The following is a 25,412-nucleotide window of genomic DNA, read 5'->3' as shown; positions in this document are numbered from 1 at the left end:
TAGACTTGGCACAAACAATGGATGTGACAAGTCTTTTTTGACGGAAAGTTTTAATTCTACTAATATGAAACTATAGAAATGAACGATGAGGAGTAAATGATGAAACTATTATTAGTAGAAGATGATCGAACAATTGCATCTGGATTAGATTCTTCATTAAAACAAGAAGCATTTGAGACAGTGGTTTGTCATGATGCTACTACTGCTATGGAATTAATTGATCAACAATTAGATTCAATTGATATGTGTTTATTTGATCTTCAATTACCTGATGGGAGTGGCTATGACTTATGTGCATATGTAAAAAAACAAAAAGATATTCCTATCATTTTTTTAACTGCATATGATGATGAAGTAAATGTCGTGATGGGGCTTGATATGGGTGCAGATGATTATATTACCAAACCATTTCGTCTACGTGAACTTATTTCACGTATTAAATCCGTTCTGCGTCGCTATCATCGACCAATACAATCTCAAAACCTGCTTACAATTGGAGATGTACATATCCATCCAATTCAAGGGAAAGTATACAAAAATGGGAAGGAAGTTTTATTAACCACTCTAGAATACCGCTTATTACTTATCTTTGCGAATCATATCGGACAAGTGCTAACTCGCGCACAATTGCTTGATCGGATTTGGGATATGGCTGGCGACTTTGTTAATGACAATACACTCACTGTTTACATCAAGCGATTACGAGAAAAATTAGAAGATGATCCCCAACGACCTACTCTCATTAAAACAGTACGTGGTATGGGGTATAAAGTAGGTGATTAGTATGCTACGAAATCGTGAGATTTTCTATTTCATTCTATCCCTTTGTTTCATCAGTATCCTAAGTGCAATAATTGCTCTTATCACAATGAATTTACAGGCAGCTGTCTTTGTGTTCATTGTCTCTATCCTATTGATTGCTTGCTTTCTCTTATTCACCAAGTGGCGTTATCGCGAACTAGAGAAATTATCTGGATATTTACATCAAATAAGTAATGGCGATTTTCGATTAGATGTAAGAGACAACAAAGAAGGCGAACTGAGTCTATTAAAAAATAATATCTACAAAGTTACAATCATGCTTTCTGAACAAAGTACTCTATTACAAGAAGAGAAGAATAAACTCACATCTGCCATTTCAGATATATCCCATCAGTTAAAAACCCCGTTGACTTCCTTAATGGTAATGGCAGACTTATTAAGTTCAACACAATTAAGTGAGGAAAAACGAGTAGAATTTATTAAAACGATTCAAAATCAATTAGAGCGAATGGACTGGCTTGTCTCTTCTTTATTAAAGCTTTCCAAAATAGACGCTGGAACCGTTACATTCAAAAAAGAACCAATCCGTCTCACTACACTTATACAATCAGCAATGAAGCCTCTACTTGTCCCATTGGAAATCAAAATGCAGACATATTCCATTACTGGTGACAACACATTAACAGTAATGGCCGATAAGAATTGGACTGTAGAAGCATTTACGAATATTTTGAAGAACTGTGTGGAACATACCGACGAACATGGTAAGATTTCTATCCACTTCACAGAAAATGTACTCTATACCGAAATACACATATCAGATAATGGAAAAGGTATACCAAGAGATGAACTGCCACATATTTTCAAACGTTTTTACAAAGGGAAACAAGCAAGTGATGACAGTGTCGGCATAGGACTTGCGATGGCACATTCTATTATTACAAGCCAAGATGGAAATATAAAAGTGACCAGTACCCTGCATGAAGGCACTACATTTCATATTAAATTTTACAAACAGGCGATTTAATACAATCATCACCTGTTTTTTTGTTCACCTTACTGTATGTGAATAAACTGTCACTTTAGAGTCACGCTATAGTCATTTTACTTGGTTAAACTTAGAAGTATCACAAAAAGGTATGGAGGATTATGCATGAATATACTAGAAGTAAAAGATTTAACGAAAACGTACGGAACGGGAGAAACAGCCGTCCAAGCACTTGATCATGTCTCTTTTTCTATTAACAAAGGGGATTTCGTCTGTATTATCGGACCATCTGGTTCAGGTAAGTCCACACTTCTGCACTTGCTAGGTGGTGTAGATCGTCCTACAAGCGGGAAAGTATTAATTGATCAAACAGATATATATGACTTAAATGAAACACAATTAGCTATATTTCGTCGACGTCAAATCGGGCTTATCTATCAATTCTATAATTTAATTCCTATTTTAACTGTAAAGGAAAACATACAATTACCAATGCTCCTAGATGAACAAAAAGTAGATGAGAAACAATTCAAAAAAATAACAGAAATTTTGGGTTTAACTAGTCGCCTACATCATTTACCTAATCAGCTATCAGGAGGACAACAGCAACGCGTCTCTATCGGTAGAGCTTTAATTAGCAATCCTGCAATCATGCTCGCAGATGAACCAACAGGGAATCTTGATAGCAAAAATAGTGAAGAAATCATTGAATTATTAAAAATGTTTAATAAGACATTCAATCAGACATTAATTGTCATCACGCATGATGAGCGTATCGCATTACAAGCAGATCGAATTATCTCCATTGAAGATGGCAAAATCTCGAAAGATGAGGTTATCCGCCAATGAATATCGTCAATAAAGTAACGATTAGACATCTGAAAAAGAACAAGCGTCGCACACTTGTCACAATTATTGGTGTCATTATATCTGTTGCGATGATTACAGCTGTCGCAACACTTTGGGTTTCTTTCTTAGATTTAATGATTCGACAACATATCTCACAGTACGGAGAATGGCACGTTCATTATAAAGATGTAACAACTGAACAAATCGAGGAAATTCAACAAGATAGTGAAACGAACAAACTAGTTCTAGCAAGTGATGGATATGCAACATTAGAGCATTCCAAAAATAAAAGTAAGCCATATTTATTTATTCAAAACTATAACGACATAGGTATGGAGCAATTTCCTATCGAGATTGTGGAAGGAAGGCTTCCGCAAAACGAGAATGAAGTCGCCATTTCAGAAGCAATCATAGGAAATGCAAATATAGACTACCAAATCGGTGATCAGCTCACAATGGCCGTCGGAGAAAGATTTCATCAGACGGAGAACAAAATACTTGATCAAACCACGCCATTACAGCGAAACAATCAAGAGATTGCTGAAGAATTACGCGTTCATACAACGAAGCAAGTTCAAATTGTTGGAAAAATAAAGAGTCCATCATGGGAACCAGCATGGGCACCTGGCTATACTGTTATTGGATATGTCGATCGGAATCATTTACCACCTAAAGACAGAGTGGATGCTTATGTCACAGTAAAAGAAATAGATGGCTCGATTTTCACACATGCAAAGAAACTGAGTACATCTTTAGGTCTAGAGAAACCAGACTTTAATAGTGATTTGTTACGTCTATATGGTGTTACTGCAAATGACCAATTGCGTGCAACTTTATATTCCTTAGCTGGAATTATTATTAGTATCATCATTATTGGCTCTATTGCATTGATTTATAACGCATTTGCAATCAGCGTATCTGAACGCTCTAGGCATTTAGGTATGTTATCCAGTATTGGTGCAACAAAAAAACAAAAACGTAATTCGGTCTTTTTTGAAGGTGCGGTTATCGGAGCAATCAGTATCCCTATCGGCATTCTTGCAGGTATAACAGGGATATGGATAACCTTCAAGTATATTAATACATTTATAGAAGATGCTTTAAGTGTATCTGTTGGCATTGTGTTGACAATCACACCTTTATCGATTATGGCTGCGATTCTCATCTCCATTGCTACCATTTTTCTTTCTGTATATCTACCTGCAATGAAAGCGTCAAAAACTTCTGCAATTGATGCGATTAGACAGACAAATGATATTAAAATAACAACAAAAACTGTATCCACTTCAAGGTTCATTCAAAAATTATTTGGAATAGAAGCAGAAATTGGGATTAAGAATGTAAAAAGACATAAATTGCGTTATCTAGCTACATTATTTTCATTAATAATAAGTATTGTGTTATTTTTGTCTGTTACATTTTTTACCGATAATTTAAAGAAATCACTCTTATTGTCCCAAAGTGATATACAATATGATATCACTTTATATGGAGAGAATTTGGCATTAGACGAGATAAAGAACTTCGCTAATCTAAAACATGTCACAAAAGCAATTATTTCAGAACAAGTCAGTGTTCATGTACAAACACCTGTCGATCAAAAGCATTTATCTCCTCAAATGAAGGAACTATTGGATGAGGGGATACTAGCACTTCAAGACGGACAATACCCTTATTATGTAGTTTTGCAAAGTTTGGATGATGCTAGCTTCACTGCTTTTGCAAAAGAAATAGGTGCAAATGCACAAGAATATATGAATACAGAGCAGCCAACAGCAATTGTGATTGATCAGATCACATATGAAGATGGAATGACAGGAAAAATCATCGAAACAAAGGCATTAGAAGCAGAAGTAGGCCAAGTATTAGACTTATACCAGTCATTAATCACGGAAGAGGATAATAGTGAAGCAAAATTTGAAAAATTCCAGTCCATTAAAATAGGTGCATTGACGGATAAGCTACCAATTGGAGTTGAATCTGCAAGCTTAGGGGGCGTAAACATGATTGTGTCCCAATCCGTAATGGATACATTCACAATCGGCAAAACACAACATATGTATATAAATAGTAGTGATCCAATCGAAACACAAGCAGCGATTGATTATCAAAATGATGGGACGATGCAAGTCTATAATGTGCACAAGCAAAGAGAACAAGAGGAACAAACTCTTTTATTAATGTCGGTATTCACTTATGGGTTTATCACGCTCATTACTTTGATTTCTGTTGCTAATATATTTAATACTATTTCAACTAGTATCAGCTTACGAAAACGAGAATTCGCCATGTTACGTTCAGTAGGAATGACACCAAAAGGATTTAGGAAGATGCTTCATTTTGAAACCATTTATTATGGATTCAATGCATTAGTTTATGGCATCTCGATAAGCATCCTTGTCATGCTAGCTATCCACAAATCTGTTGGGAGTACATTTGAATACGGATTCCAAATTCCTTGGTTAAATATCTGTATCGTTATTTGCGCCATCCTTCTGATTGTAGGTACTGCGATGATATATGCTACATCTAGAATTAGAAAAGAAAATATTATCGATGGTTTGAAGCAAGAGAATATATAAATGGCGAAAAGAGACGGAGACGAAAGAATTACTTAATCTGAAAAAATCCAAGCGATTCGGAAGCTATTTATCGAATCGTTTGGATTTTATGCGTATTAGAAGATAACTCTATTTGGTAATTTTGAAATTCAATATGTGCTTGGAAAAGTTAGCTGAAGAAAAAAACATGGAAAACGAATTGGACAATCCAGAGCGGTTTCTACACACACCCTTCTGTTAATATTCTAGAATTCAGTTCGATTCACTTCCATTACCTCTAACATTCGCACTGGATTAAATCCAATAATCCATTCACCATACATATTTACTTGCGGAACAGAGAACCTTTTAGTTTTTCCTATTAGTTTCATCAATTCAATTGGATGGATATCTACATTGATTTCTTTAAATTCGATATCCATACTTATTAAAAATTCTCTAACCATATGACATACAGAACACATAGTAGTGGTATATATAACAACTTTACTCTCTATTTTTTAATACCCCCATCTTCTCTATTTTTATTAGTGTTCGTTCTTCCATTGATGTTAATTAGACAAAATACACTGAATTTAATTCTATGAGTAATTTGTCAATAATTCTTTTTCACTTACGTGAGACTTTGCTATATTCTTTCTATTCATTACTTCGGCAAACAAAACCAAAAAGTATGTACATGCTCATCTGAAACAACGCCAATCTTTCCATAGTGTTGTTCAATGATTTCTTTAGAGATAGCAAGACCTAAACCTGAACCACCAAACTCACGTGAGCGAGAATAGTCTACACGATAAAACCTTTCAAAGATTTTTTCTTGTTCTGCTAATGGAATACGCTTCCCCTTAGCAGTAATACTAAATTTATACTCTGATTGAAAATCTCTTCCCTTTATTTTTATTGTCTCCATACCTTCATAATATCGAATGGCATTATCTAATAAATTGTTGATAACTTGCGAAATTCCGCTACTATTCAACTTTATAACACATGGTTCTACTTCTAAATGAAATTTAATATTTGCTTTTGTAATAGACCAACGAAACATCTCCATTGATTGATCTACTATATCTTTCATTTGAACAGACGATTTTTCTATCAAATGCTTAGTTGATACAGAATCCCATTCTTTTAGTTGTTCCATTTGCTCAATTAAATGTATCAGTTGTTTCGACTCCTTGTATAAAGATAGATAGAGTTTCTTATCACCTTCAATCACACCTTGATGTAATGCTTGTAAATAACCACTTAAATTAGATAATGGTGTACGAAATTCATGAGATAAATCAGATACTACTTTTCGTCGATATTGCTCATTTTCTTTTAATTGTAAAACTAAATCATTAAAATGACTGGTTAATTCTCCTATTTCTCCATCTGTATTGACTTGAATAGGGTTTGGGTATTCACCTTGCTTGATTGTCTTAGCAGAAACAATCAATTTCCTTAATGGATTTGTCACTTTTTTCGTTAAATAAAAGTGTGAGATACTCCCAATAATTACCGCAGATATACTAAAAATCCATAAGTATTGAAATAATGATGCTTCAAAGTGCACTTGTTTTTGTTGTTCCACAGAAACTAAACCATTAGCAAGCATACATGCAGTATTATATAATGCCCAACTACTCAAACCTACAAAAGCGGCAATAATTAGTATATTTACAAATGTTAATTGGAATAATAATTGTTTCGGATGAAGCATATTCCATATTTTATTCCGTAACAAATTTATACCCCATTCCTCTTACTGTGATAATCCATTTCGGTACTGCAGGATCCTTTTCAATTTTTTTTCGTAATTTTTTTATATGTGCATCAATAGTTCGATCTAACACTGATTTATCCGCATATGGATACAATTGATTCATAAGCGCTTCTCGAGAAATGACCATATTGGGATTCTCCATAAAGTAATACAATAAATTGAATTCATGCTTTGTTAATTTAATATCCTTATCGTAAAGTAATACTTCGCCTTTCCTTGGTTTTATACAAAGTCCATCATAAGTAATCTTCTGACAGAATTGTCCTGTCCTACGTAATACTGCTTCAATATGAGCAAGTAGTTCTTCTAAATCGAAAGGCTTCACTATATAATCGTCTGCACCTAGTTTTAGACCTTTTATTTTGTCTTCCGTACGCGATTTAGCTGATAGCATAATAATGGACACTTCATTACGTTCTTGTGCTCGAATCCATTTACAAAAATCTTCTCCACTTAGCTTTGGTAACATTAAATCAAGTATAATTAGGCAAGGATGTTTGGTTAGAAAAATTTCTTTAGCAACCTCTCCATCTCCCGCTTCGACTACATCATACCCAGCTTTTGTTAAATAAATATGGATGAGTTCACGAATCATTTTATCGTCTTCTACTACTAATATGGTTTGTTTCATCGAATCACCTCTTTTGCCACATTATACTATAGAATTCAATCAATCCATTCTCTCATACTCTTGAATCATTAAATCATAGTTTAATGCACCAAAGGCTATATTGTTTATACGTCCATTAGAATCAATCATATAGGATGTTGGTAATGGACGAACCGCATAAAGTGTAGAGACTTCCATATCTGTATCAAGTAAAATAGGAAATGTTAAGTTATACTCTTCTGAAAAATCTTTTACATTCTGAAGACTATTCTCCGTATCTACTAGGTTAATTGCTAGAATAACGACATCTTTATCTTGATAGAATTTTTCCATATCAGGCATTTCTGCTCTACATGGCGGACACCATGTTGCCCAGAAATTAATCATCACTCGACTACCTCGATAGTCTGATAGACGTGCCTCTTCTCCACTTAATGTCTGAAGTTGAAAGTCTGGTGCCATATCACCTACTTCCAAACCCGTAGCAATACCTTCCTCCGATTCTTCTTGTACTATTTCTGTATTTATTTCTTGTTTCTCTACTTTCTCTCCTGCTTGTTCTTTTGATTCATCATCTGAATTTAAGAATTCTATCACTGCCCAGCCAAACATGCCAAAGACAACTAAAATTAAAATCGACCTTTTCATTGAAAAAACAGCTCCTTTTTATCCTAATCTTGACAACCAAGTATCTTGAATAAGATCCAACAAAAAGCCAGATATACTCGGCATCCATCCAAAAAATAATACAAGTCCCATAAGTATCATCAACACAGCTCCAACTCGCATTATTACGCCACTATAACGTGTAATCCATCTTGTTTTTCCGATAAAAAATGTTAATAATAGAAATGGCAAGGCGAATCCTACAACATACATAACTGTATAAAATATTCCTTGTGCTGGATCAATAGCCGCTAATAACAAAATAGAGCCAAAAATTGGTCCAATACATGGTGTCCAACCTGCAGCAAATCCGAGCCCTACTAAGAATGTGCCTAAATAACCAGCAGGCTTCTTAGAGTAATGAAATCGACGTTCTTTCATAAGAAACGGAATATGTATCCAACCACCAATAAATAATCCCATCACAATAATAAAAATACCTGCAATCCGCTGAATAAATAAACCCGAATCTCCAATTAATAGTTGTTGAACCCATTGTCCCATAAAGGATGCACTTGCTCCTAAACTGATAAATACTAGCGAAATCGCAAGCAAAAAAAAGAAAGCATGTATAAACAATTGACGAATTATTTTATTGCTTTTGTTGTCTTGAAGTTCCTTTATACTGATTCCAGTTATATATGACATATAAGCTGGGAATATAGGCAACACACATGGTGACAAGAAAGATAGCGCACCTGCTCCAATTGCAGTTATTACTCCCATCAAAAGTATTGTATCAGCTTCAATTAAACCCATTTGACATCTTCCTTTCCTAAATGTTAATTTTTTCAAACAAAACAACATGGATTCTTATGTAATGAAGTTTGTTGATATCCTTAATCATATGTATGTGAAAAGCACCTCCTTCTATAAGTGCTTTTACACGTATATCAAATTTTCTATTTTGGATAAGCAAAGATCACATAGCGATCTGGTGCATCTCCAATATAAGAAAATGGATAACAAGTGGATACCGTCAATACTTCATCTTGTCGATTATAGTCAATAACCGTTGTGTCATCTGCTGCAACAATTTTGTGATTGCGAATTTCATAAATAAATGTGCCATGTGGCATTTTCACATGAAATTCATCACCATCTTCTAGTTCTCCAAATTGCCGAAATACAGTATCTCGATGACCAGACAATACTATTTGTTTATTTTCACCTGGAAAACCGGTCCCAGTATAATGCCCTACACCTTGAGCTAATTCTTCTTCATCTGTTCCCTCGATGATAGGTATTTCTCTATCAAGTCGAGGAATGTAAAAGATACCAATGCTATCCCCTTCTCTAATTGCATCGTAATTAAATATCGTAACATCATCTATTGTTGTTATTACTTCATCTGAAACCTCTTTGCTTATTTCTTCCAACCGCTTACTCTCCATCACACTAGAATAATAAAATTGATACCCTCCATATGTAAGGAATACAACGCCAACAAGAATGAACAGATATGATAACTTTTTTAACATCCAAATCTCCTCTACAATCTCTAATATCTCTCACATACCTTAGTTAGCTTACAAAAGTTATGTGAAAATTTGATGAAAATAACAACATAAGCAGAAATGTAAATGTTGAAGGATATCAAAGAGAGAAACCTTGTTGGGCTTGAAAATCAGTGTTGACTTTATTTCTGTTTGATTCTTTAAATCTTGTATTCTCTGATAGTTCGAGTTTTCAATGATAACTTCAATACATCTATAATTACTAATTTTCATAGCTATAAAATAGGTCTATCTCCCTCTATGGAGTCATATATTTATGTGGTAATATATGTATAATATTACTCATTATTAAAAAAAGAGGTAAAACATGTCAACTATCATTCAATCAAACTTGTTGTGTAAAGAATACAAGAAAAATAAAGCTCTAAAGGAAGTGAATATAGAAATAGAAGCAGGCCAAGTTGTTGGTCTGTTAGGGAAGAATGGCGCTGGGAAAACCACACTAAATAAAATCATCACAGGTTTAACTTTTCCATCAGCAGGGAGTATCGAAGTATTTGGTAAAGAACCTGTTGGTGGGGATAAACGAATTGGCTTTTTGTCTGAAAATATTGCATTATATCCACATCTTAGCGCAAAAGAGAATTTAGAGATTAGTCTTTTGCAAAATGGTCATTCTCCTAATCGAAAACAAATCAATCATATATTAGATACTGTCTCCATTGACAATACTAGAAAGAAGGCAAAAGATTTTTCTCTAGGTATGAAAAGGAGATTGCAGGTAGCTATGACCATATTAACAAGTGAGAGAGATCTCCTTATTTTAGATGAACCAACAAATGGACTTGATTTAGATGGTGTTATGTGGTTAAAGAAAATGGTTTCAGAATGTAAAGCGCAAGGAAAAACAATATTATTATCGAGCCATTCTATTGAACAAATGGAGGATATCTTAACAGATTATTTCATTTTACATAAAGGAAATGTTGTAGATACTGGTAAAGTAGATATCCATAACAATGATCTGATTACATTGGAGCTCAAAAAAGAAGATCTCTCGCTCGCAATACAATTATTAGATACTACAAATAGCACGTACATACAAGAAAATACCGACCTTCATATCGTATTGCATCACGAATATATGTATTATTTACAGATTCTAAATTCAAATGGAATCTATCCAATAGCATATAATTTAAAGAGAAAAACACTTGTAGATCGTTTCCATCAATTTACTGGTGGTGAAAAGGGTGCTTAGAAAACAATTAAAAGCTGAAGTAAAGAAAATCCAAAAATCACCTGGAGTTATAATTGTTACTCTTATATGTTTTCTATTTTTTGTGATGCTATATTACCAAAAAGCAATCAACATCCATTCAGGTTTTTTTACACCAGATTTATTAACTATCGAATATATGAGTTCATTTAATTTGCTATTATTGTCGCTCGTTGGGTTTATACCTATATCAATAGTTGGTGCATATATCGGTGGAATTGATTATGTGTTTAATACAAATGTATACACTATTGGCACAAATGGACGATTAAAATCTACAATCGTAAAGATGATTACACTATTTATTATTATACTTACCTTTATATGTTTTACTGTAATTCTAGGTGTAGTTGAAAGTATCATGTTGAATCGAATTAAATTACAAAATGTTGATTATAATCTACTAATCAAACAAGTATTCAGTTGTTATATCATACTATCATTATCTGGTTTATTAGGTTTCTTTGGAGCAACAATAACAAAAAGAGTATACGGTGGAATTATGATTGGCACTGTTTTTCCAATTATTTTCGGACAAATGGTACGGTACACTCCATTCTTGCATCCATTAACAATAGAAAGCTATACTTCATCTATTGTCTATCACTCTTTTCATAACTTGTCTAATGATCCGCAAATACAAATTCAGATTGTTCATCGACTGACATATGAAACAAGTCTCTTCATCATTTTTGCACTCATCATATTGTTTTGTTTTATAACTACTATTATGGTATCTAGAAGAAATTTTAATGCATAGGAGATAAATCATTGAAAAAATATACATGGTATTTAGTAGGAATTGCGATTATTTTAATTATTTTTATTGTCTTATCTAATACAAATCTGTTTCAAGACAAAGCAATCTCATCTGATGGATTACAAACAAATATAACGTATATGGATGGATCCACAGAATTAGTGAGAGATATTACCATTGAGGGGAATTTGATTAAGAAAAAGAATGTAAGCTTTCCAACACTTCTTGAAGAAGAAAATACGATTGTGTTTAAGCAAGATGTTCCAAGTGATGTAGAGTTGGTTATTACAGATTCTCACGGAAAAGAGATTTTTGCAAAAAAGATAGGAACAAGTGAGGAATATTCATTTTCTGCTACAACTGAGAAAGGTACCATTGTAGTCAAAATGGAAAGCGGAGATCATCATTATTTCTTTAGTATAAACGAAAGGAACTAGTAGTATGAGTTATTGGATACTTGCAGAAACAAAAAAGATAGTAAAAAATAGAACTTTAACAATAACACTTCTATTGTCTTTTGCATTTATGATCTATATTCTATTCGATCCATTTCCTTACAAGGATTTGCACATATCAACATACATAAGCTCTGTTTTTCTATTATCTCTTACTATATTCGGTGCGCTACCAATGATAGTAATGGGTGCTTTCTTAAGTTATCAAGAATATTCATGGAATACGTTTCAATATTTAGCCAATACTTATTCACGTACCAAACTATATTTGATTAAATCTAGTTTTCTATTCATTGCAAGCTTTATCTTGCCTGCATTAACCGTAATTTTTGCTGTTGTCATCCATTTTTTCATTGGTGTGTCAGGTAATAGTTTGAGCTTTCAAGTGCTTATGCAGTATTTTACTGTAAGTTTGTTTTGCTTTTTCTGGGGCTACAGTGCGTTTATCCTTTCCCTACTAACGAAAAGCGCTGCATTTAGTATTGTCGCACTATTTCTATTAAGTTTCTTTGAACCTGCATTTTATATGCATATGCAACCAGATACTCTTTCATATCTTATTTTATTCAACCAAAAAGGGCTGTTAGCTTCTAGTTTTTCCAATCTAATTGAAGGAAGTTATCTAATAGTACCCGAATTTGATTATCCTTCTACACTTTGGAGTGCTAGTTATAACATTGGTATTGTGTTATTTGTTAGTTTACTAGGGTTTATTTATATTAGACGTACTTCTATTCCAAGTTGAAGTCGTCTTCAAAAAGATTACTAGATTTCGTTATTTCCGTTCTTGCTTACTTCCACAACTATTATTGTTATGAAAAATAGAAAGAGAGGCTGTTTTCCTCTTCTGAAAACAGCCTCTCTTATTCAAATGGTAATATGCACTGCTTTTTCTTGTGCTTTTAAACAAAGTTCTGCAGCCTTAAATGCATGTGCTTGCGTCATAGCATTTTCTGTTCGATTCATACAGTCTTTAATTAATTCTCCAAAGAAGGGACAGCCTACTTTTCCATTTAAATCAAAATGTTGTTCCCCTTTTTGATTGACTAAATATAATTGATTTCCGCCTTTGTCTGTTGCTAAGTCTACATATTTGCGAATTTCAATCGTACCTTCCGTGCCAATAATAAATGTGCGTCCATCTCCCCAAGTGCTTAATCCATCTGGCGTGAACCAATCCACACGGAAGTATTGTGTTGCGCCATTGTCACCTAATAATGTACAATCACCATAATCCTCAAGTTCAGGATAGTTAGGGTTATGATAGTTGGCTACTTTGCTATGCAAAATCTCTGCATCAGAACAACCAGTATAGTACAAAAATTGTTCAATTTGATGACTTCCGATGTCACACAGAATTCCTCCATACTTTTCTTTTTCAAAGAACCATTCAGGCCGACTAGGTGCGTTCAATCGATGTGGTCCAAATCCCGTTACTTGAATCACACGTCCAATGGCTCCTTCTTTTATTAATTCCCCTGCAAAAACAGCACTTTCTACATGTAGACGTTCACTGAAATAAACCATGTATTTTTGTTTTGTTTCAGCTACTACCTTTTTCGTTTCCTCTAACTGAGCTAATGTGGTAAAAGGGGTTTTATCAGTAAAATAATCCTTACCTGAATGTAACACTTTATTTCCTAAAGCACTACGCATGCTTGGTATAGCAGCTGCAGCTACAAGCGCAACTTCTTCATCTGCTAAAATTTGTTCTAGTGATTCCGCTCGTTTAGCTTGTGGAAATTGTTCGATAAAGCTATCCACCTTGCTTTGATCTGGATCATAGACCCATTTTAATGTTGCGCCTGCTTCGACTAACCCATTACATTGTCCATAAATATGACCATGATCTAATGCTACAGCCGCAAAAATAAATTCGCCTTTCTTAACTACAGGTTTCGGTTTCCCTTTTGGTGCATAGTTCATTCCATCCGCTTTACTCATACAATTTCACTCCCTCATCTTTTTTTTAAGCTCTTGTCATGATTTTCATTGTAATATAGGATTTAAAACCAATCCGAATAGCCCATTCTTCTTAGATTTGTTGCTGATATTTCTAAGCAGTCAAATGGATCACGTCCATACGTATCATCTTGTTCAATGAAGAAATACTTTGCCCCAGCCTCTAGACTGGCATCCATAATTGCTGGAATGTTCAAATTACCTTCCCCCACTTCAGCAAATTCAATAAGGTTCATAAATTTTTTAAAAAATTGACCATTCTCTTTAAAGTCTTCCTCTGTCACCTTCAATTCACCAATTCGATAATCTTTCAAATGTATTAATGCTACACGACCTTTATATTCTTTAATGAAATCGACTGGATTGACCCCAGCACGTTGCATCCAATGAATATCTAATTCAAAGCCTAATTCCTTTGTGTTTTCTTTCATCATATCTAACAAGTATTTCCCATCAAAACGCTGAAACTCAATATGATGTGTATGATAATATAATTTAATACCTTCACTCGCTAATTTAATCGCGATTTCCTCTGCATGATTAATAAAATCTAATATTTTATCCTTATCTCCCATTAGTGTTAGAGGAAGCATACCAATTCTGATGAATTCACAATCTAATGTTTTGCAATCTTGAACAATTTTTTCGTAATCATTTATTAAATTTTCTTGCGTCATTCCTGGCATCATTGGTTCAAGTGGTGCTGAAATAGCTGTAATGTCTAAATTAAATGCATCACTCGCTCGTTTCATTGCTTGTACATTTTCTTCTGTCATCGGAATTTGTGATACTTCAACAGAGCGAAATCCTAATTCATGAATTTCTTTCATAGTTTCATATGCTCCGATTTCTTCCACCTTGTTCTTTAACATCATCATTTGTACACCAATTGTACCTTTTGTCATGCCAAGACCTCCATTTTTAATGTTTGTTTACATTCAGAAGATTTTCGGATCAGTTCAATCATTTGCATAGAAGTATGTGTATCTCTTACATGGATGTAATTCGTTCCATCATTCCATATTTCTTGATAAAATGTATGGATTAATTTTTGATGACTTGCACCATAGTAAAATTTAGATCCTGTGAGTTTTTCATCTTCTGTAATTTTACTCTTCGCCCCATTTTCAGTAGCAATCGTTAATTGGCTATCTTTAATCGTAAATTTTGCCTTCTCGTATACAATTTGAAATTCGACGGAAGAATTCTGAGCATTCGATATTGTTGCAAAAAATAAGCCTGTCGCACCATTTTTGTATTGAATATGTGCTGTCGCAGTATCTTCCACGTCATAACCATAGTCCAATAAACAATCAATTGATCCTCTTATAGAATCTATCTCTCCTCCAAATAGCTGTAATAAATCAAGTGTGTGAATCGATTGATTAATCATGACACCTCCACCAGCTGTTTTCATCTGACCGCGCCACGGTTTCACATCATAGTAAGCTTTTGGTCGATGCCATGTTACAATCCCTTTCAAACCAATTAATTCTCCATATTGACCTTGATTGATATATTGTTGTAACGTTTCTACTGTTTGATTAAGTCGATTTTGTAAGGATACGCAAATTTTTACATTCGGGTATTTTTCCTCGAGTTCCACCATTGCACGACTATCTTCGATTGTATGTGCCAGAGGTTTTTCTAATATGACATGAATGCCTCGTTCTACAACTGCTTTTGTGACAGAATAGTGTAGATGATGTGGTAAGCATATGTGTACACAATCAAGATTTACTTCATTTAACATATGAAGATAATCGGTATAAAATGGAATGTCATTCACTTTATCGGCACACTTCGGATCATGATCACAAACTGCTACTAATTGTGCGTACTTACTATTACGTATTGCTGGAATATGGATATTGGATATATCTCCTAAACCGATTACTGCAATTTTTAACACCATCTCACATCCTTACCTGTTTATTTTTCTTCCGCTCTACGTTTATTTAATTCCTCTAAATACTTGTCTTCATCGATTGGTAGTGTCACTTCTTCATTTAGCCAACTAGATAGATGCATGGCATTTGCAAGTTCTACACCGTTAATACCATCAGATCCAGGTGCAATAAGTGGCGTACCATCTATAATGTTCGCAGCAAAATTCTCAAGCACCGCTACGTGTTGTCCACCCCACACACTTTCAAATTCTAATACTTCCTCTTTATAGATAGACTCAGGGCCAGCACCTTGGAATAATTTCATGACATCAGACATATCCATCTTGCTACTCATTTCCGCTTCAGGTGTGTGGAGTCGTTTGATCGTTACTCTCTTGCTATCATCTACTATGATTTTACCTTTGTCCCCATGGATTTCTAATCGATCTGTCCCCATAATATCGTGCGTACATGTTACAAAAACACCAGTTGCGCCATTGCCATAATCGAGTATTGTCGTCACGTCATCTTCCACTGGTATAGTACGCTGATAACCATATTGCGCTTTCGTATACACCTTTTTTGGCATACCACAGATCCATTGTAATAAATCGATTTGGTGTGGGGCTTGGTTTACGAGTACTCCTCCACCTTCACCATCCCATGTCGCACGCCAAGAACCTGCATCATAATATCCTTGTGGACGCCACCATGTTGTAATAATCCAATTCGTTCTTCTGATTTTTCCAATCTCGTTATTTTCAATCATTTCCTTAACCTTCTTGTAAAGCTTATTTGTACGTTGGTTGAACATAATTGCATAGGTTAGATTTGGTTTTGTCGATGCAAATTCGTTGATTTCTTTCACTTGCTTTGTATAAACACCTGCTGGTTTCTCTAGTAATGCGTGTACATTACGTTTCAATGCTTCGATACCCATTTCAGGATGTAAATAATGTGGTACGCATGTCACAATCGCGTCTATGTTACCGCTTTCAATCATTTCGATATAATCAGAATAAAATGGAACGTTTGGAAATGCATCTTCTACACGCTTCTTTTTATCTGGATCTATATCACAAATCGCACCAATTTCCATATTACGTATCTGACCTTCTTTTATAAAATTCGCATATGCGCCACCTTGTTGGCCTAACCCAATAATTCCTAATCTTACTTTATTCATTTTCTTATTCACTCCTTTTATATATTTCAAGTCGCCTCCGCTGATATTCTTTTGCTGTTATGCCTACATGTTCTTTAAAAAATCGGCTAAAATGAGAAGCGCTTTCAAATCCGCATTCATCAGATAATTGTTGTAATGTTTTATCTTCTTCGATTTCGAGCAAGAATTTGACTTGTTGCAGTCTTGTCGCCATGACATATTCCATAATCGTATAGCCAGTCATTTCTTTAAATACACGTGATACATACGATTTACTAATATTCAATTCAGCGGAGATACTATCAATTGAAATCTTATTATGATAATTTTTTTGAATATATGTTGCTATATTCTCTGCATGTTGCATTTTAGAAAATTTTGCTTTAGATGTTTTTTGGGATGATGGTTGACTTAACCTATTGATAATAATCAACACCTGAATTAATAATGTTTTTAGCTCCCACTCTTTTTCAAGAGTAGAAAGTGTTGCATGATTGATTATCTCATTCATTTGTTTGATGATTTGTTCTACTTGCTTGATGTCTTGTTCATGCTCAGACCGTATTAAACAATGATGAATGTGATCAAAAATGTCTAAAAGATTCGTTGCACCCATCACATCTAAAATCGGGCGAATAGTTGTTGGAGAGAAATGTATATGACTTCTTACATACTCACTATCTTTTGGTAGATTCGGTTTGTGTAATGCTAGCCCATCCATGATTAATATATCTCCAGGCGATAAATCATAAATCTGATTACTAATTAAGTAGCGACAAGTGCCTTTATGAAATAAATATATTTCATACTCTTGATGTGAGTGTGCTTTAAATTCTTGATATTGTCCTTCTAGTCTGTATGAGATTAAAAATTGTGAATTCATATTATCCTCACCTTTTTCTTTCTTGTTTAATTGTATTGTAAATGCTTAGATAATAAAATAACTCTAATTGTTCATTTTATGTATTTTCTTTACTGATAGTGAACTAATAATAAATCTTATATGTACTGTTTTAAAATTTTAAAAATAATTCTTACAAATTAGAGAGCAAAAACTACAGTTGCATTTTTGCTCTCTCATTTTTCACATCTATTAAAATCTTATATCTCAATTTCTTTTATGATTTTCGCTGGATTCCCACCTACTACGACATTATCCGGTACATCTTTTGTCACAACAGCACCTGATGCAATCACAACATTATCCCCTACGTTTACTCCTGGATTGATAATAGCACTACCACCAATCCATACATTATTACCAAATTTGATTGGCTTTGCATATTCTCTGCCTGAATTGCGTTCTGTTGGATGAAGTGGATGTGTCGCTGTATAAATTTGTACCCCTGGTGCAAGCATACAGTTATCACCAAATCGTACTTCGCAAACATCTAGTATCGTACAATCAAAATTTGCAAAAAAGTTCTCTCCAACATGTGTATTATATCCATAATCGAAGCGAATGTTTGGTTCCATGTAGAGATTCTCTCCAGTTGAACCTAGCAAATCCTTTAAAAGTTCTATACGTTTGTCTACTTCTGTTTCTGTCGTAGCGTTGTATATTCTAACCTTTCTTCTCGCTTCCTCTCTATCTTTCATTAATTCAGGATCAGCAGGATTATACATCTCACCTGCTAGCATAATTTCTTTTTCTGTTCTCATAGACTAGCACCTCGTTTTTGATTTTCACAAATGATCTTAGAACTTTGTATGTTTCTTATCGTTCTTACTTCTACATTAAGTTCATCGATCATTACGTATATTATCTAATCATACAACACGGTACACATTGGAAACAAACAATCCCAACATAATTCAATTTTGTACGTACAAGATGAGTAAATAAAAGTATAAATATATAAGAAACATTTTTAAATAAAAAAATGTTGTACTTACCTATTTTTAATATTATAATTATTATCGAATATTGTCCGTATATATTAAATTGTATTCGCTTACAATAATTGGTTAAGATGATACTTATATGCCAGAAAGGTGGTTCTTTTTGTAAGCGTTTAATAATTCATACGGATAATACTAAAAATGGGAGGTTACATGATTTGAAACGCTATCTATCCATATTTTTAATTTTGCTATTGTTATTACCTACAACACCCCTTTCCGTTTTTGCTAATACAACTGACGAATCCCAACAAATAGAAGCAACTAGTGAAGCTACGGAAACACCTGTTACTGAAAAAGTAAATCAAGAACAGAATCAAGCTATATCTAATGAAACGATTGTAAATAATTCAATTCCTAGCTTACCAGAGAAACCAGAAGTGCCTGCATTAACTAATGTAAGCGTACACGACCCGTCTATTATTGCTGCTGATGGGAAGTTCTATGCTTTTGGTACACATATTGATGCAGCAAAATCAGATGATTTAATCCATTGGGAAACATTCACTAATGGGTATACTACACCTGGTAATGCACTATATGGAGACCTATCGGCAAACTTGTCTGAAGCATTTGAGTGGGCTGGAGAAGATGACTCTGACAGCAAAGATGGTTATGCTGTTTGGGCACCAGAAATCTTCTTTAATCCTGATTACAAATGGGAAGATGGAACAACTGGTGCATATCTGATTTATTATAGTGCATCCTCTACTTATATTCGCTCAGTCATTGGCTTTGCTGCAGCAAAAGAGATTGAAGGGCCATATGAACATGTAGATACACTTATCTATTCTGGTTTTACGAATAAAGAAGCTTATGATCAGGATAGCACTGTGAATAAGCATTGGGAGAACACCAATATCAAACAATTAATTGATGATGGTGTGTTAGAAGATATACGTTCAGGTTGGTTCAATAATAGTGAGGATTATAACAATTCCACTTTTACTAATGCAATTGATGCCAATCTTTTTTATGACGAAAATGGCAAACTGTGGATGACTTATGGTTCATGGTCTGGCGGAATTTTTATTCTAGAAGTAGATAAGGAAACTGGACGTGTAATTTATCCAGGTCAAGATGGTAAAACAGAAGATGGTCGATTGATTGATCGCTACTTTGGTACGAAAATATCAGGAGGGTATACGAAGTCTGGGGAAGGCCCATATGTCGAATACAATCCAGAAGATGGCTACTACTATCTGTATGTGACATATGGTTGGTTAGGCGCAGATGGTGCCTATCATATGAGACAATTCCGTTCTGAGAGTCCAGATGGTCCATACTTGGATCGCGCTGGGAATCCAGCTGTCTTACCCGGAAATGAATCCAATGCATCATACGGAAACAAATTAGCTGGAAACTTTTTGTTTAAACGTGAACCAGGTGATCCTGGTACTGGAGAAGGCTATGGATATGTATCACCAGGTCATAACTCCATTTATACAGATAAAGAAACAAATCAACAATTTAATGTGTTCCATACAAGATTCCCAAATCGTGGCGAAGTTCATGAATTAAGAGTGCATCAAATGTTTACAAATCAAGATGGGTGGCGCATTATGGCACCACTCCGTTATGCAGGCGAAACATTAGATGCATCCATTACAGATGATGCCATAATAGGATCCTATAAATATATTAACCACGGCAAAAATAATTCTGTAGATATTGTAGAATCTGAATTAATCAACTTAAATCAGGACGGAACCATATCAGGTGCCGTTAATGGAACATGGGAACATGATGGCTACTACGCTACACTCACGGTCAACAACGAGACATATGATGGTGTCTTTGTTGAAATGTGGGATGAAGTAAGTCAAATGTGGTTAATGACATTCACTGCACTTTCTGATCAAGGTATTTCTATCTGGGGTGTACAACATCCTATGAAAGCTTCTTCGGATGAAGAAATTATCCAAATGGTAGCAGATGAAGTGAATTTACCTACATCTACTTATGCAAATTTAACTTTACCGACAAAGGGAACAAAGGGAACGAGCATTAATTGGACCTCTTCTAATCCTGACGTTATTAGTGCAACAGGTATTGTAACAAGACCAGAAGTAGGTGCATCTGCAGAAGTTGTTACATTAACCGCTACTTTTACTTTAAATGAAACAACTATAACAAAAAGTTTTGATGTAACAGTTACGCCATATCAAAAGCCAGAACTTCGTGCACACTATCGTTTTGATGGCAATCTATCAGATGATACAGGACAATTTGAAGATGCGACTCTAGTTGGTGATAAGCCTAATAAAATTGGTGAAGGAAACTTATTATTTGAAGAAGGTCGATTTGGTGAAGCACTCTATTTAGATGGAGCTTCGGGTGCTTTACTTCCAAAAGACATTTTGAAAGAAAATCATTTTTCAATTGGTTTCTGGTTTAATCCAGAAGAATTACAACAATTCACTCCATCTTTATTTGTTATGCAAGATGAAAACAATTGGTTCACAGTAAATCCAAAAGGATGGAATAACGAAATCTTATTATGGTCTAGAATAATGAATCCTAATGAAAAGTATTTCGACGGTATTACAGGTATAGAAGCGACTGTTGGAGAATGGCAGCATGTTGTGATGACAAATGAATATGGACGACTTAGACTCTATCTAAACGGCGAACGCGTAGCTACAGCAAGTAATTTTAATGAAGTCATTAATGGGGCTGACTTAACAGTCGCATTAGGTGTCAATCCGTTCGATTCTGCTTTTAAAGGATACTTCGATGAATTAGTGATCTATCAAGCTCACACACTTTCAAGTGAAGATGTAAGTGATTTATATGAAGGGACAATTCCTGAAATCAAAGAACAGGAACAAGAAAAAGTAAGTGCACATTTTACTTTTGACAAAGATTTAAGTGATGCAACGAGTAACCACCCAAGTGCAACAGTTACTGGTGATCGAATAGATAATACGGGTAGAAATGTCGAGTTTAATCAATCTGGTATCGACCACTCTATTTATCTTGATGGTGAATCAGGAGTTCATTTAGGTAAAGGTCTCATTACCGGTCATGAATACAGTGTCTCCTTTTGGCTAAAGCCTGAAGAATTACTTGATTTCACCACAACTTTCTTTGGTGCTCAATCAGGTACAAGCTGGACAAGCTTTTTACCTGGTGGTTCACACGGTGGTGGTGTAACGAAATTATGGTCTGGTGAAAGCTGGTATGATGCAAATCTTGACTTTATGATTGACTTAAATAAATGGTCACACATTACTTACACTGTGGATAATGGTGCTCTTCATATCTATGTGAATGGTGAACTTGCTTTCAGTGGTGAGAACTTCCCTAATGTGTTTATAAATGATGAAGCAGTATTTAGTTTAGGTGTCAATTTCTGGGATGTCCCTTATAAAGGGTATGTGGACGATCTCATAATTTACGACACACATGTATTATCAGCAGAGGATGTGAAAGATTATTATACGAAGACACTGCCATTAATCGACCAACCAACAAATCCTGATGATACACCAGAAGAAGAGGTTATTATTGAAGACATTGAGACAGATTTCACAGTAAAATCAGGGCCAAATGGTGAGAAAATATATGTTGTGAAGACACCTGCAAATGTGTTTGAATTAAAAACAGATATATTTGCTCAATTGGAAGAAACAGATCAAGTTGAAGTAACAGATAACAATGTACGTGTAAGAATTCCAGCGGCACTATTCAGTCAAGTTGACTCATCCATTATTCGTTTCAAAATGGACAATGTTACCGAAACTTTAGCGACTAGTGTGAATGCTGATAAAGAAAAGCTCTTAAGTCAGCTCATTCGTTTCTCACTAACAGACGAAAATGGGAATAGTATTGACTTTAGTGATAATTACATGGATTTATACTTTACTATTGATCTAGAACAAGTCGAGGACATCGGTAATCTAAAGGTTGTTTACTTCAATAATGAAGGTACAGAAGTTACGGATCATAATGCCGAAATATTAGAAGTAACGGAATCAGGAGTAGTCATCGTTCGTGTGAATCACTTCAGCACATACGGAATTGTTGAAGTACTTAATGATTCAGAATCAGGGACAGGTACTGATACTCCAAATGTACCAGATTCTGATGAGAATAATGATACAGACGAAGAGGCAGGTTCTGGTGATGGGACGAATACAGATTCCATTCAAACTGATGATGATGCTACTAATGAAGAAACTGATTCTGACAAAGAGAATGAAAGTACAACGGATGTAAATAGTACAGACAGTGATGATGAAGAGAATCAAACATTACCAGAAACAGCAACAAATACGTATAATCTTATTTTAGTTGGTATACTGTTTATTTTTGCTGCAGGTGCGATGATGCTCTTTCAAAGAAAACGAAGAAATTAATAGGTAAATTGATTGTTACATGTTCATATTGAATATGTATGCATACACACGCTTCATTGTAGGAAGTCTTACAACGGAGCGTGTTTTTATCTTTACTTTTTTAAGAATTGAAAAGATAAATTGCATTATTTAACAAATTACTATACTTTTTACAGTTAATACTATAGAAAATTATGTAAATTTATTCTTAATCTGTGCTATTCTTTGGAAGAACCAAATGGAAGGGGTTGGTACTTTGGGACCATAATTATGTAAGCGTTTTACTGTTTAGGTGTGAATTTAAAAAATTTAATAGGAGGTTTTGGAGAATGAGAAAATTAAGTAGAATGACTCTTGTTGTACTTATGGTATGCTTTGCTTTAGCGTTTTCCCAAAATAATAAGGTCTCAGCAGGGATCACAGACGAAAAATTCCTCGGAAATATAATCAGTCATTATGTACCGTCTGACTTTGGAACATATTGGAATCAAGTCACACCTGAGAACTCAACCAAATGGGGTAGTGTAGAATCGACTAGAGATAGTATGAACTGGACAAATGCAGATATAAGTTACAATTTCGCCAAAAACAATGGTTATGAATTTAAATTTCACACATTAGTATGGGGTAGTCAAGAACCAAGTTGGATTAGTAATCTACCAGCTTCAGAGCAACGAGCTGAAGTAATAGAATGGATTCAAGCATCTGCACAAAGATATGGAAACTCAGACTATATTGATGTAGTGAACGAACCATTACATGCACCTCCTTCATACAAGAATGCTATAGGTGGAGATGGTGTAACAGGTTGGGATTGGATTATATGGTCTTTTGAACAAGCTCGAAACGCATTTCCAAATGCAGAATTACATTTAAATGAGTATGGTATCATTAGTAATCCAAATGCCGCTATGCAATATGTTGAGATAATAAATTTATTGAAAGAACGCAATTTAATTGATGGTATTGGGATTCAATCACATCATTTTAATATGAATAATGTAAGTGTTAGTACGATGAACCAAGTATTAGATATGCTTGCTGCTACGGGAGTTCCTATATATGTATCTGAATTGGATATGAGTGGTGACGATCAAACCCAACTAGCAAGATATCAAGAAAAATTCCCAGTTCTTTGGGAACATCCAGCTGTAAAAGGTATTACATTATGGGGATACAAAGAAGGAGAAACTTGGGCTGAAAATACACATTTAATTACTAGTTCAGGTGTAGAACGTCCTGCTCTTCAATGGCTTAAGCAATATTTTAACTCTCCTCCTAGTTCTGGTACTAGTGCATATGCCAATTTCGAATCAGGCCTAGACGGTTGGTTTGGGACAAACTTACATGCTGGACCATGGTCAACAGATGCATGGAGTGCTAAAGATTTACGTTCTTTACAAGGTGATATTAGCATGTCTAGTGGAACCGCACATTATTTATCAAAAACAGGCAATTTCTCCTTCGCAGCAAATGAGTTAAAAGCAACTGTGAAAGGGGCTGTTTGGGGTAATTATGGAAATGGTCTTGGGGTCAAATTATTTGTCAAACACGGCCCGAACTACAATTGGAAAGCAAGCGAATGGCAAACCATTAGTGCAGGTGAAGAAATTAACTTAACATTAGATTTATCAGGAGTTAACAAATCAGATATTCGAGAATATGGTATACAATTTATCGATGGAGCTAACTCTTCAGGTGTAACATCTGTGTATGTTGACAATGTATATCTCTGGAATTAAACGTATACTCAGTTTTTTGTTCCTTCCAATGTAAAAGATGATGAATGTAACAGTATGACAGAAATACTGGAATCAAGATTTTTTAATATTTAATTTATTGGAAAGAGTCTGGGTCTAGAGTTTAATTGTATAGGAGAAATGACATGATACATGATTGTTTGTACATCCCTATCACTTTAACATCTTATTATTCTATTAATTTCAATAACATACAATTAATGAATATGAAATGGTGACCCAGATACTTTCCTTTTAAA

General features: G+C 34.5%; 21 protein-coding genes and 2 pseudogenes. 11 read left to right on the top strand and 12 right to left on the bottom strand.

What is annotated here, in order from left to right; translation table 11 throughout:
• Nucleotides 1-99 precede the first annotated feature (99 nt).
• The 4 genes from ACFOZ1_RS15025 to ACFOZ1_RS15010 all read left to right on the top strand — a co-directional run bounded on the left by ACFOZ1_RS15025 (nucleotide 100) and on the right by ACFOZ1_RS15010 (nucleotide 5,181).
• Nucleotides 100-783, top strand: coding sequence for a response regulator transcription factor (locus tag ACFOZ1_RS15025; RefSeq protein WP_390200583.1), 684 nt, complete (start codon nucleotides 100-102; stop codon nucleotides 781-783).
• A gap of 1 nt (nucleotide 784) precedes the next feature.
• Nucleotides 785-1,789 (top strand): sensor histidine kinase, encoded by a 1,005-nt coding sequence (locus ACFOZ1_RS15020; RefSeq protein ID WP_390200582.1) that lies wholly within the window; start codon nucleotides 785-787, stop codon nucleotides 1,787-1,789.
• Nucleotides 1,790-1,915: 126 nt separating this feature from the next.
• Nucleotides 1,916-2,599, top strand: a complete 684-nt coding sequence (locus tag ACFOZ1_RS15015; protein WP_390200580.1) for an ABC transporter ATP-binding protein — start codon at nucleotides 1,916-1,918, stop codon at nucleotides 2,597-2,599.
• On the top strand, nucleotides 2,596-5,181 hold the full coding sequence (locus tag ACFOZ1_RS15010; protein WP_390200577.1) for an ABC transporter permease: 2,586 nt from the start codon (nucleotides 2,596-2,598) through the stop codon (nucleotides 5,179-5,181). Before ACFOZ1_RS15015 ends, ACFOZ1_RS15010 begins: the two co-directional genes overlap by 4 nt.
• A 224-nt stretch (nucleotides 5,182-5,405) precedes the next feature.
• On the opposite strand, the gene ACFOZ1_RS15005 is transcribed toward ACFOZ1_RS15010, so the two are convergent.
• From ACFOZ1_RS15005 to ACFOZ1_RS14980, 6 genes are all read right to left on the bottom strand, one after another.
• On the bottom strand, nucleotides 5,406-5,639 hold the full coding sequence (locus ACFOZ1_RS15005) for a glutaredoxin family protein (RefSeq protein ID WP_390200736.1): 234 nt from the start codon (nucleotides 5,637-5,639) through the stop codon (nucleotides 5,406-5,408).
• A 167-nt stretch (nucleotides 5,640-5,806) separates the two neighbouring features.
• Nucleotides 5,807-6,889 carry a sensor histidine kinase gene (locus tag ACFOZ1_RS15000; protein WP_390200576.1) on the bottom strand — a complete coding sequence of 361 codons (1,083 nt, stop codon included), beginning with the start codon at nucleotides 6,887-6,889 and terminating at the stop codon, nucleotides 5,807-5,809.
• Nucleotides 6,876-7,559 (bottom strand): response regulator transcription factor, encoded by a 684-nt coding sequence (locus tag ACFOZ1_RS14995; RefSeq protein WP_390200574.1) that lies wholly within the window; start codon nucleotides 7,557-7,559, stop codon nucleotides 6,876-6,878. Before ACFOZ1_RS14995 ends, ACFOZ1_RS15000 begins: the two co-directional genes overlap by 14 nt.
• A gap of 39 nt (nucleotides 7,560-7,598) precedes the next feature.
• Nucleotides 7,599-8,186, bottom strand: coding sequence for a redoxin domain-containing protein (locus ACFOZ1_RS14990; protein ID WP_390200572.1), 588 nt, complete (start codon nucleotides 8,184-8,186; stop codon nucleotides 7,599-7,601).
• An 18-nt stretch (nucleotides 8,187-8,204) separates the two neighbouring features.
• Complete coding sequence (locus tag ACFOZ1_RS14985; protein WP_390200570.1) at nucleotides 8,205-8,963, bottom strand: cytochrome c biogenesis CcdA family protein; 759 nt, start codon at nucleotides 8,961-8,963, stop codon at nucleotides 8,205-8,207.
• A 143-nt stretch (nucleotides 8,964-9,106) separates the two neighbouring features.
• A complete protein-coding gene (locus ACFOZ1_RS14980; protein WP_390200568.1) occupies nucleotides 9,107-9,685 on the bottom strand; it encodes a class D sortase in 579 nt (192 codons plus the stop codon).
• A gap of 343 nt (nucleotides 9,686-10,028) precedes the next feature.
• On the opposite strand from ACFOZ1_RS14980, the gene ACFOZ1_RS14975 reads away from it, so the two are divergent.
• From ACFOZ1_RS14975 to ACFOZ1_RS14960, 4 genes are read left to right on the top strand one after another with little or no spacing between them, the layout of a single operon-like run.
• Nucleotides 10,029-10,922 carry an ABC transporter ATP-binding protein gene (locus tag ACFOZ1_RS14975; protein ID WP_390200566.1) on the top strand — a complete coding sequence of 298 codons (894 nt, stop codon included), beginning with the start codon at nucleotides 10,029-10,031 and terminating at the stop codon, nucleotides 10,920-10,922.
• The gene (locus ACFOZ1_RS14970; RefSeq protein ID WP_390200565.1) at nucleotides 10,915-11,700 is read left to right on the top strand and encodes a hypothetical protein; all 786 of its coding nucleotides are present in this window, start codon (nucleotides 10,915-10,917) and stop codon (nucleotides 11,698-11,700) included. Before ACFOZ1_RS14975 ends, ACFOZ1_RS14970 begins: the two co-directional genes overlap by 8 nt.
• An 11-nt stretch (nucleotides 11,701-11,711) precedes the next feature.
• Nucleotides 11,712-12,137 carry a hypothetical protein gene (locus ACFOZ1_RS14965; protein ID WP_390200563.1) on the top strand — a complete coding sequence of 142 codons (426 nt, stop codon included), beginning with the start codon at nucleotides 11,712-11,714 and terminating at the stop codon, nucleotides 12,135-12,137.
• 4 nt (nucleotides 12,138-12,141) lie between these two features.
• Nucleotides 12,142-12,900, top strand: a complete 759-nt coding sequence (locus ACFOZ1_RS14960; protein ID WP_390200561.1) for an ABC transporter permease — start codon at nucleotides 12,142-12,144, stop codon at nucleotides 12,898-12,900.
• Nucleotides 12,901-13,022: 122 nt separating this feature from the next.
• Here the strand turns inward: ACFOZ1_RS14960 and ACFOZ1_RS14955 are convergent, their stop codons facing one another.
• The 6 genes from ACFOZ1_RS14955 to ACFOZ1_RS14930 all read right to left on the bottom strand — a co-directional run bounded on the left by ACFOZ1_RS14955 (nucleotide 13,023) and on the right by ACFOZ1_RS14930 (nucleotide 18,833).
• Nucleotides 13,023-14,099: a Gfo/Idh/MocA family protein gene (locus tag ACFOZ1_RS14955; protein WP_390200560.1), complete on the bottom strand. Its 1,077-nt coding sequence runs from the start codon at nucleotides 14,097-14,099 to the stop codon at nucleotides 13,023-13,025.
• A 62-nt stretch (nucleotides 14,100-14,161) separates the two neighbouring features.
• Nucleotides 14,162-15,022, bottom strand: coding sequence for a sugar phosphate isomerase/epimerase family protein (locus tag ACFOZ1_RS14950; protein ID WP_390200559.1), 861 nt, complete (start codon nucleotides 15,020-15,022; stop codon nucleotides 14,162-14,164).
• The gene (locus ACFOZ1_RS14945; protein WP_390200558.1) at nucleotides 15,019-16,029 is read right to left on the bottom strand and encodes a Gfo/Idh/MocA family protein; all 1,011 of its coding nucleotides are present in this window, start codon (nucleotides 16,027-16,029) and stop codon (nucleotides 15,019-15,021) included. Before ACFOZ1_RS14945 ends, ACFOZ1_RS14950 begins: the two co-directional genes overlap by 4 nt.
• Before the next feature lie 20 nt (nucleotides 16,030-16,049).
• Nucleotides 16,050-17,192 carry a Gfo/Idh/MocA family protein gene (locus ACFOZ1_RS14940; RefSeq protein ID WP_390200556.1) on the bottom strand — a complete coding sequence of 381 codons (1,143 nt, stop codon included), beginning with the start codon at nucleotides 17,190-17,192 and terminating at the stop codon, nucleotides 16,050-16,052.
• Between the two features lie 4 nt (nucleotides 17,193-17,196).
• Nucleotides 17,197-18,054 (bottom strand): AraC family transcriptional regulator, encoded by an 858-nt coding sequence (locus ACFOZ1_RS14935; RefSeq protein ID WP_390200555.1) that lies wholly within the window; start codon nucleotides 18,052-18,054, stop codon nucleotides 17,197-17,199.
• Between the two features lie 218 nt (nucleotides 18,055-18,272).
• The gene (locus ACFOZ1_RS14930; RefSeq protein ID WP_390200553.1) at nucleotides 18,273-18,833 is read right to left on the bottom strand and encodes a sugar O-acetyltransferase; all 561 of its coding nucleotides are present in this window, start codon (nucleotides 18,831-18,833) and stop codon (nucleotides 18,273-18,275) included.
• 398 nt (nucleotides 18,834-19,231) lie between these two features.
• Here ACFOZ1_RS14930 and ACFOZ1_RS14925 point away from each other — a divergent pair, with 398 nt between their 5' ends.
• From ACFOZ1_RS14925 to ACFOZ1_RS14915, 3 genes and pseudogenes are all read left to right on the top strand, one after another.
• Nucleotides 19,232-23,434 carry a LamG-like jellyroll fold domain-containing protein gene (locus tag ACFOZ1_RS14925; protein ID WP_390200551.1) on the top strand — a complete coding sequence of 1,401 codons (4,203 nt, stop codon included), beginning with the start codon at nucleotides 19,232-19,234 and terminating at the stop codon, nucleotides 23,432-23,434.
• Between the two features lie 344 nt (nucleotides 23,435-23,778).
• Nucleotides 23,779-24,687, top strand: a pseudogene (locus ACFOZ1_RS14920) (endo-1,4-beta-xylanase); the annotation flags it as partial.
• A gap of 42 nt (nucleotides 24,688-24,729) precedes the next feature.
• A pseudogene (locus tag ACFOZ1_RS14915) lies at nucleotides 24,730-25,155 on the top strand (glycoside hydrolase family 5 protein); the annotation flags it as partial.
• Nucleotides 25,156-25,412: the final 257 nt, after the last annotated feature.

The organism is Gracilibacillus marinus (genome assembly GCF_042651725.1).
Classification (GTDB): Bacteria; Bacillota; Bacilli; order Bacillales; family Amphibacillaceae; genus Gracilibacillus; species Gracilibacillus marinus.
The sequence above is the reverse complement of the archived record's forward strand: the minus strand, read 5'-3'. Positions and strand labels throughout refer to the sequence as shown.

Excerpts from the sequence above, each read along its gene's own strand:
- ACFOZ1_RS15025 (WP_390200583.1), top strand. The coding sequence starts at position 100 with ATGAAACTATTATTAGTAGAAGATGATCGAACAATTGCATCTGGATTA.
- ACFOZ1_RS15020 (WP_390200582.1), top strand. The coding sequence starts at position 785 with ATGCTACGAAATCGTGAGATTTTCTATTTCATTCTATCCCTTTGTTTC.
- ACFOZ1_RS15015 (WP_390200580.1), top strand. The coding sequence starts at position 1,916 with ATGAATATACTAGAAGTAAAAGATTTAACGAAAACGTACGGAACGGGA.
- ACFOZ1_RS15010 (WP_390200577.1), top strand. The coding sequence starts at position 2,596 with ATGAATATCGTCAATAAAGTAACGATTAGACATCTGAAAAAGAACAAG.
- ACFOZ1_RS14995 (WP_390200574.1), bottom strand. The coding sequence starts at position 7,559 with ATGAAACAAACCATATTAGTAGTAGAAGACGATAAAATGATTCGTGAA.
- ACFOZ1_RS14990 (WP_390200572.1), bottom strand. The coding sequence starts at position 8,186 with ATGAAAAGGTCGATTTTAATTTTAGTTGTCTTTGGCATGTTTGGCTGG.
- ACFOZ1_RS14985 (WP_390200570.1), bottom strand. The coding sequence starts at position 8,963 with ATGGGTTTAATTGAAGCTGATACAATACTTTTGATGGGAGTAATAACT.
- ACFOZ1_RS14980 (WP_390200568.1), bottom strand. The coding sequence starts at position 9,685 with ATGTTAAAAAAGTTATCATATCTGTTCATTCTTGTTGGCGTTGTATTC.
- ACFOZ1_RS14975 (WP_390200566.1), top strand. The coding sequence starts at position 10,029 with ATGTCAACTATCATTCAATCAAACTTGTTGTGTAAAGAATACAAGAAA.
- ACFOZ1_RS14960 (WP_390200561.1), top strand. The coding sequence starts at position 12,142 with ATGAGTTATTGGATACTTGCAGAAACAAAAAAGATAGTAAAAAATAGA.
- ACFOZ1_RS14955 (WP_390200560.1), bottom strand. The coding sequence starts at position 14,099 with ATGAGTAAAGCGGATGGAATGAACTATGCACCAAAAGGGAAACCGAAA.
- ACFOZ1_RS14950 (WP_390200559.1), bottom strand. The coding sequence starts at position 15,022 with ATGACAAAAGGTACAATTGGTGTACAAATGATGATGTTAAAGAACAAG.
- ACFOZ1_RS14940 (WP_390200556.1), bottom strand. The coding sequence starts at position 17,192 with ATGAATAAAGTAAGATTAGGAATTATTGGGTTAGGCCAACAAGGTGGC.
- ACFOZ1_RS14935 (WP_390200555.1), bottom strand. The coding sequence starts at position 18,054 with ATGAATTCACAATTTTTAATCTCATACAGACTAGAAGGACAATATCAA.
- ACFOZ1_RS14930 (WP_390200553.1), bottom strand. The coding sequence starts at position 18,833 with ATGAGAACAGAAAAAGAAATTATGCTAGCAGGTGAGATGTATAATCCT.